Source organism: Mesorhizobium sp. M2A.F.Ca.ET.039.01.1.1, from assembly GCF_003998035.1.
Classification (GTDB): Bacteria; Pseudomonadota; Alphaproteobacteria; order Rhizobiales; family Rhizobiaceae; genus Mesorhizobium.
On the sequence record NZ_RZRY01000329.1, the window covers coordinates 1 to 6,968 of the forward strand.

Below are 6,968 nucleotides of genomic sequence, written 5' to 3' on the forward strand. Positions count from 1 at the left end.
GGCGCTGGCGATCAACCCGCGCGTCATGCTGTTCGACGAGCCGACGTCGGCGCTCGATCCGGAGCTGGTCGGCGAGGTGCTGAAAGTGATCGGCGATCTGGCGCGCGAGGGGCGCACCATGGTGCTGGTGACGCATGAAATGAAGTTCGCCCGCGAGGTCGCGACGCATGTCGTCTATCTCTACAACGGGCTGGTCGAGGAGGAGGGTCCGCCCGAACAGCTGTTCGGCGCCCCCAAATCCGAAAGGCTCAAACAATTCCTCCGCAATGTCGGCTAGGGGCCGGCATCAAGCGGAGCGAAAAACCGGGAACAACAACAAACTGGGAGTCCTGACATGAAGACTGTTCTCAAGACATTCGCGGCAGCGCTGCTTTTCGGCGTCGCGGCGATGGGCGGCGTCGCCAAGGCCGAGCAGGTCAAGATCGGCGTCGCCGCCGAGCCCTACCCGCCTTTCACCTCGCCCGACGCCAGCGGCAAATGGGTCGGCTGGGAGATCGATTTCGTCGACGCGGTCTGCGCCGAAGAGAAGCTCGACTGCGTCATCACGCCGGTTGCCTGGGACGGCATCATCCCGGCGCTGACCACCAAGAAGATCGACGCCATCGTCTCCTCGATGTCGATCACGGCCGAGCGCGAGAAGACGATCGACTTCTCGGACAAGTACTACAACACTCCGACCGCAATCATCGGGCCGAAGGACCAGAAGTTCGGCGCCACGCCGGACGATCTCAAGGGCAAGGTGATCGGCGTCCAGGTGTCGACCGTGCATGCGGTCTACGCCAAGAAGCACTTCACCGGCGCGCAGGAGATCAAGGAATACCAGACGCAGGACGAAGCCAACAACGATCTGGCCGCCGGCCGCATCGACGCGGTGCAGGCCGACTCGATCGCGCTCGGCGAATTCCTGAAATCCGACCAGGGCAAGGCCTGCTGCGACCTGAAGGGCATGGTGGCCCCGGACGACGAGGTGCTGGGACCGGGTGTCGGCGCCGGCATCCGCAAGGAAGACACCGCGCTCAAGGAAAAGTTCAACGCCGGCATCAAGGCGATCCGCGCCAACGGCAAATATGACGAGATCTCGAAGAAGTATTTCGATTTCGACATCTATGGCGGCGCCACGCAGTCGAACTGAGTCTCTCGCAACTGAGTGAGGGCATGGCGTTCGCGCCATGCCCGATCCTTGCCACGCACGCTTGCCGCTGACCTTCGGCTTCAGTGGCTTGCCAGCAATCCGGGGGTGAAGCTGATCGACGCCTTTCTTCCGGCCTCGGCGGCCGGCATCATCGAACTCCTGTCACCGGTGGCGCCAGGCTGGGGCGGCACGCTGCTGGTCGGGCTGCTGCATTCGCTCGAGATCGCCATCGGCGCCACCTGCCTCGGCCTGCTGATCGGCACCGCCGGCGCCTTCGGCAAGCTCTATGGCGGGCCGGTGACGCGCGACCTTCTGGCCGTCTACACCACGGTGGTCCGCGCGGTGCCGGAACTGGTGCTGATCCTGCTGCTCTATTACGCCGGCACCGACCTCATCAACCAGGTGCTAGCGGCGATGGGCTACAGCCGTGTCGATATCAGCGGTCTGGCGGCCGGCATTTTCGTGCTGGGCTTCGTCCAGGGCGCCTATTCGACCGAGGTTATCCGCGGCGCTATCCTCGCCATCCCGCAAGGCCAGATCGAGGCCGCCCGCGCCTATGGCATGTCGCCCAGTCTGATGCTCAGGCGCATCACGCTCCCGGCGATGCTCCCCTTCGCCATACCCGGCCTCGCCAATCTCTGGCTGATCGCCACCAAGGACACGGCGCTGCTTGCCGTCGTCGGCTTCTTCGAGCTGACGCTGGCGACGCGCCAGGCAGCCGGCGTCACCAAGGCCTATCTGCTCTTCTACGTCGCCGCCGGCGTGCTTTACCTGGCCGTGACCCTCTTCTCCAACCTGATCATCGGCCGCGTCGAGGCCTGGTCGCGGCGCGGCATGCCGTCCGTCAAGGAGGCGCGCTGATGTCGGCCGAAGCCACCGCGATCAACATGGCGGCGCGCGCCTCGATCTGGCTCAAGCCGCACCGCATCGTGCTTATCCTGATCGCGTTGGCGCTGGTGCTCTGCGCGGCTTTCTTCATGCGCTGGGACTGGCTGCCGCAATATGGGGAGATGGGCCTGATGGGCATCTGGCGGGCGCTCTGGATCCTGGCCGTCACCTGCGCGCTGGGCTTCGCGCTTGCGGTGCCGCTCGGGCTCGCCCAGGCCGGCGGACCGATCTGGTTCTCGGCACCGGCCAAGGTCTTCTGCACCATCATCCGGGGAACGCCACTGCTCCTGCAGCTTTGGCTGCTCTATTACGGCCTCGGCTCGATCTTCCCGCAATATCCCTGGATCCGCGAATCCTGGCTCTGGCCGTATCTCCGGCAGGCCTGGCCCTATGCCGTGGTGGCGCTGACCTTCTCCTTCGCCGGCTATGAGGGCGAAGTGATGCGCGGCGCCTTTGCCGGCGTGCCGCGCGGACAGCTGGAGGCCGCCCGCGCCTTCGGCATGAGCCGCTGGAAAATCTTCCGCCGCATCTGGCTGCCGCAGGCCTTCTACCGGGCGCTGCCGACCCTGACCGGCGAGACGGTGCTGCAGCTGAAGTCGACACCGCTGGTGGCGACAATCAGCGTCATCGACATCTTCGCCGTCTCCTCCAAGGTGCGGCAGGACACCTACCTGACCTACGAGCCTTTGCTGCTTCTGGCGCTGATCTATATGACGATCACCGGCATTCTCGTCTTCGCGTTCAGCCGGATCGAGGCGAGGATTCCGGTGAAGATCGGGTAGCGAATAGAGAGTAGCGAATAGCGAGTAGTTCCTTTACCTCCCCTACTCGCTATTCCCTATTCGCTACTCGCTGCTGGGCAACTCTGATGCAACTCACCCTCGACCAGGCAACAGGCCTATGCCGGATGGCGGCGCTCGGCGCCGGCGCCAATGAGGAGGCGGCGCAGTCGCTGACCGCCTCGATCATCGCCGCGGAGGCCGAAGGCCTGTCGACGGTCGGGCTGTCGCATTTCATCGACTATCTGGAGGCGCTCGAAGCCGGTCGCATCGACGGCAATGCCGATCCGGTGATCACGCGGCCGGCGCTTGCGGTCTACTTCTCCGACGCGCGCGGCGGGCTTGCCCATACCGGCTTCGACCGCACGATCGATGACCTGGTCAAGGCGGCGAAACTGTTCGGCGTGTCGATCTTCTCGCAGAAGAACGCCTACACATGCGGCGCGCTCGGCTATTTCACCGGGCGGCTGGCGGAACAGGGGCTGGTGTCCTTTGCGGCCACCAACGGGCCGGCGGTGCTGGCCGGCTCAGGCTCGGTCAAGCCGGTCTATTGCACCAACCCGATGTCCTTCGCCTCGCCCGCCGCCGACGGGCCGCCGCTGGTCATCGACCAATCGTCGAGCGCCACCGCCTTCGTCAACATCCGCAAGGCGGCCGAGGATGGCAAGAAGATCCCCGAAGGCTGGGCTCTGGATGCCAGCGGCAACCCGACCACCGATCCGGCGGCGGCGATGAAGGGCGCGATGCTTGCCTTCGGCGGTCAGCGCGGCGCCAACATCGCGCTGATGGTCGAGGTGCTGGCCGCCGGCATTTCCGGCGCCAACTGGTCCCTCGACGCGCCCTGGTTCACCGGCGGGCCGGACAGCCCCGGCACCGGCCTTTTCGTTCTCGCCATCGAGCCCAAGCTGCTCGATCCGGACTTCGAGCAGCGCATGAAGGACCAGCTCGACCGGCTGCGGCGGCGCTATGGCGTGCATATTCCTGGACGCTCGCGCGCCGAAGCCGCGGAGAAGGCAAAGGCGCGTGGCATCACCACGTCCAGGTCGGTCGTGCAGCGCATTTCGGAATTCGCCGAGCGTTACTCGGCCTGATTCCCTGCTGTTGAACCTTTTCCCGACTTGACGCGACACATTCGCGGCACCCGATGCCGCGAGCCGCCTGGTTGACTCCGTCCGGCTCGTGGCTGGCGGCGCCGCGCCGGGCGTTCAGGGCGAGGCGGGCGTGCTTGCTTTACGCCACCTTGATACCGTCTTAGGTCAGGCCGACTCGTTGGCCCCTGTTTCGGCGCGGAACTGCCCGGAAAACCCCGCTTCGGCGGGGTTTTCTGTTTTCTTTCAACGCGGCGGAGCGGCATTCCGGGCAAGTTCAAAAACAGGGCAATGGCGACCTCCGGTCGCTCTTTGCCTTTGGCGAGAAACGGATTAAGAAACGGCTTCAGCCAAGCATTCGCGCGGAGCCAGTCATGACCGAAATCCTGCAGACCCCCAAGCTCGTCGTCGTCTTCGGCGGCTCGGGCTTCGTCGGTCGCCATGTCGTTCGCGCCCTGGCCAAGCGCGGCTACCGCATCCGTGTCGCCTGCCGGCGGCCCGACCTTGCCGGCCACGTGCAGCCGCTCGGCAATGTCGGCCAGATCCAGCCGGTGCAGGCCAATGTGCGCGTGCGCTGGTCGGTCGACCGCGCCGTGCAGGGCGCCGACCATGTCGTCAACCTCGTCGCCATCCTGCATGAGACCGGCCGCCAGAAATTCGGCGCGGTGCACGATTTCGGCGCGCGCGCCGTCGCCGAGGCCGCACGCTCGGTCGGCGCCGGCCTCACCCACATCTCCGCTCTCGGAGCCGACCCGAATTCCCCGTCCAGCTATGCCCGCACCAAGGCGCTCGGCGAAAAGGCGGTGTTCGATACGATCGCGGACGCCGCCATCTTCCGCCCGTCGATCAATTTCGGGCCGGAGGACTCCTTCTTCAACCGCTTCGCCAACATGGCGCGCTACTCTCCGGTGCTGCCGCTGATCGGCGGCGGACAGAACAAGTTCCAGCCGGTCTATGTCGGCGATGTCGCCGAAGCGGTGGCGCGCTCCGTCGACGGCAATGTCAGGGGCGGCCAGGTCTATGAGCTTGGCGGCCCGCAGGTGCTGACCTTCAAGGAATGCATGGAAGAGTTGCTGACGGTCATCGAACGCCGCCGTCTCCTGGTGCCGGTGCCGTTCTGGGTGGCGAACATCCAGGCATCGATCCTCCAGCTGCTGCCCAATCCGCTCCTGACCAAGGACCAGGTGCTGCAGTTGCGTGAGCACAATGTCGTCTCGGACGACGCCGTCAAGGCCGCCAGGACGCTTGCCGGGCTGGGCATCCAGCCGCAAGCGATCGCCACCATCCTGCCCAGCTATCTCTGGCGCTTCCGCGCCGCCGGCCAGTTCCAGCAGCGCCGGCCGATCGCCGACCGGTAGAGGATCTAAGTTTGATGCATGTCGTTAACCCAGAACCGCTGCACATTTCTGGGCGGCATGCATTGCTCAGCCCCGGCGCGAGACCTGCATCGGCAGGCCGCCCTGCGGCTGCGTGGTGAGCTTCTGAACCGGCCATGGCTTGGTGTCGGAGGTGACGTCGAAGCGGAAGCGCGACAACAGGATCGCTAAAGCGATGATCGCCTCCTGCATGGCGAAGCTGGCGCCTATGCACACGCGCGGGCCGGCGCCGAAGGGCAGGTACTGAAAGCGGTCGATCTTGTCGCGGTTTTCCGGGTGGAAACGCTCCGGCATGAAGGCGTTCGGCCTGTCCCAGAGTTTTCTGTGGCGGTGCACGACCCAGGGCATCACCAGCACGGCGGCGTATTTCGGAATGTAGAGGCCGTTCCAGGTCTCCGGCTCGATCGGCTCGCGGTTGATCGAAGGCGCCGGCGGATAGAGCCTAAGCGCCTCCTCGAAGGCCGCGCGGGTGAGCGGCATGGCGTCCAGCCACTTGGTCGGATCGGGCTCGCGCGCCAGCACGGCGTCGATCTCCTGCTCGACCCTGTCGCGTTCCCAGGGCGCCTCAGCCAGGCAATAGATCGTCCAGCCCAGCGCCCGCGCCGTCGTCTCGTGGCCGGCGCCGATGAAGGTGATGATGTTGTCCTCGACTTCGGCGCGGGTCAGCCCGTCCGGTCCCTCGGCCCGAAGCAGCAGGGTGAGGAAATCCTGCGGCACGCCACCCGGATCGCGCTTCATCCGTTCTTCGCGCATCTTCACCGTGCCGGCGACGATCTTGCGGAAATAGGCCATGGTCTTGCGGCCGCGGATGCGGGTGAGGCGCGGCAGCCATTCCGGAGCACGTAACAGGTCGAGCGGGTCTACGCGGCCCATGGTCTCGAACAGGCGGTCGATCTCCTTGGCGAAGCTGCCCGGCTCGCCGGCGATCTCGCCGGAAAACAGCGTCTCGGCCAGGATGTCATAGGTGAGCAGGGTCATGTCATGCGCGACATCGGTCATGCCGCCCGCTTCATAGCGGGTGACGAATTCCAGCGTGCGCTTCAGCATCGGGTCGGCGAAACCGAAGATATGGCGCGGCGTGAACACCGGCGCCATCGCCTTGCGCGAACGCTTCCAGACCTCGCCCTCGGCGGTCAGCAGCCCGTCGCGCAGGATCGGCCGCAGGATCAACTGGCGCACCGTCGCCATCTTGTAGTTTTTGGCGTTGTCGATCAGCACATGGCGGATGAGGCCGGGATCGTTGGCGACGATCAGGTGTCCGCCGACGCCATTGGCCGAAACCCACGGCTCGTTGTAGGTGTGCTCGCCCCACAATTCGAGCGGGTTGCGGTAGACGATGCGCATCATCTCCAGCGTCGAAGGCGGCTCAGTGCGCGGCTTGGGCGCCGGCGGCACGAAGGGGGCGGGCTTGGTGTCCATGAAGATGCTCCGCTGACAGCGGTGAATGTAGTGCCCGACAAGGCCGGCGTCCATGTGACCGGACGGCAGCGCACTGTCGAGCCATCTCGCCGGAATGTGACCGACATCAGCCAATAGCTGCTTGTTGCCGGCGGTGGCCTGCGATAGTCACCAATGGATACCGCCAAGCAAGGAGCTCTCCCGTGAAGCATCGTCTGAACATCATCATCGGCAGCACGCGGCCGGGACGCGCCGGTCCAATCTTCGGCGAATGGCTGGAAGGATTCACGCGCGAGCACGACAAGTT

General features: G+C 65.4%; 6 protein-coding genes and 1 pseudogene. 6 read left to right on the forward strand and 1 reads right to left on the reverse strand.

Features of this window, described 5'->3' with window-relative positions:
* From EOA24_RS22495 to EOA24_RS22520, 6 genes and pseudogenes are all read left to right on the forward strand, one after another.
* Positions 1-277, forward strand: a pseudogene (locus tag EOA24_RS22495) (histidine/lysine/arginine/ornithine ABC transporter ATP-binding protein); the annotation flags it as partial.
* A 57-nt stretch (positions 278-334) separates the two neighbouring features.
* Positions 335-1,132, forward strand: coding sequence for a transporter substrate-binding domain-containing protein (locus EOA24_RS22500; protein WP_126079859.1), 798 nt, complete (start codon positions 335-337; stop codon positions 1,130-1,132).
* Positions 1,133-1,327: 195 nt separating this feature from the next.
* Positions 1,328-1,993, forward strand: a complete 666-nt coding sequence (locus EOA24_RS22505; protein ID WP_189354130.1) for an ABC transporter permease — start codon at positions 1,328-1,330, stop codon at positions 1,991-1,993.
* Complete coding sequence (locus tag EOA24_RS22510) at positions 1,993-2,802, forward strand: ABC transporter permease (RefSeq protein ID WP_127258440.1); 810 nt, start codon at positions 1,993-1,995, stop codon at positions 2,800-2,802. The genes EOA24_RS22505 and EOA24_RS22510 overlap by 1 nt, the downstream gene beginning before the upstream one ends.
* Positions 2,803-2,888: 86 nt before the next feature.
* A complete protein-coding gene (locus EOA24_RS22515; protein WP_189354127.1) occupies positions 2,889-3,890 on the forward strand; it encodes an Ldh family oxidoreductase in 1,002 nt (333 codons plus the stop codon).
* Between the two features lie 371 nt (positions 3,891-4,261).
* Positions 4,262-5,245: a complex I NDUFA9 subunit family protein gene (locus EOA24_RS22520; RefSeq protein WP_127249705.1), complete on the forward strand. Its 984-nt coding sequence runs from the start codon at positions 4,262-4,264 to the stop codon at positions 5,243-5,245.
* A gap of 66 nt (positions 5,246-5,311) precedes the next feature.
* Here the strand turns inward: EOA24_RS22520 and EOA24_RS22525 are convergent, their stop codons facing one another.
* Positions 5,312-6,682 carry a cytochrome P450 gene (locus EOA24_RS22525; protein WP_127257930.1) on the reverse strand — a complete coding sequence of 457 codons (1,371 nt, stop codon included), beginning with the start codon at positions 6,680-6,682 and terminating at the stop codon, positions 5,312-5,314.
* Positions 6,683-6,968: the final 286 nt, after the last annotated feature.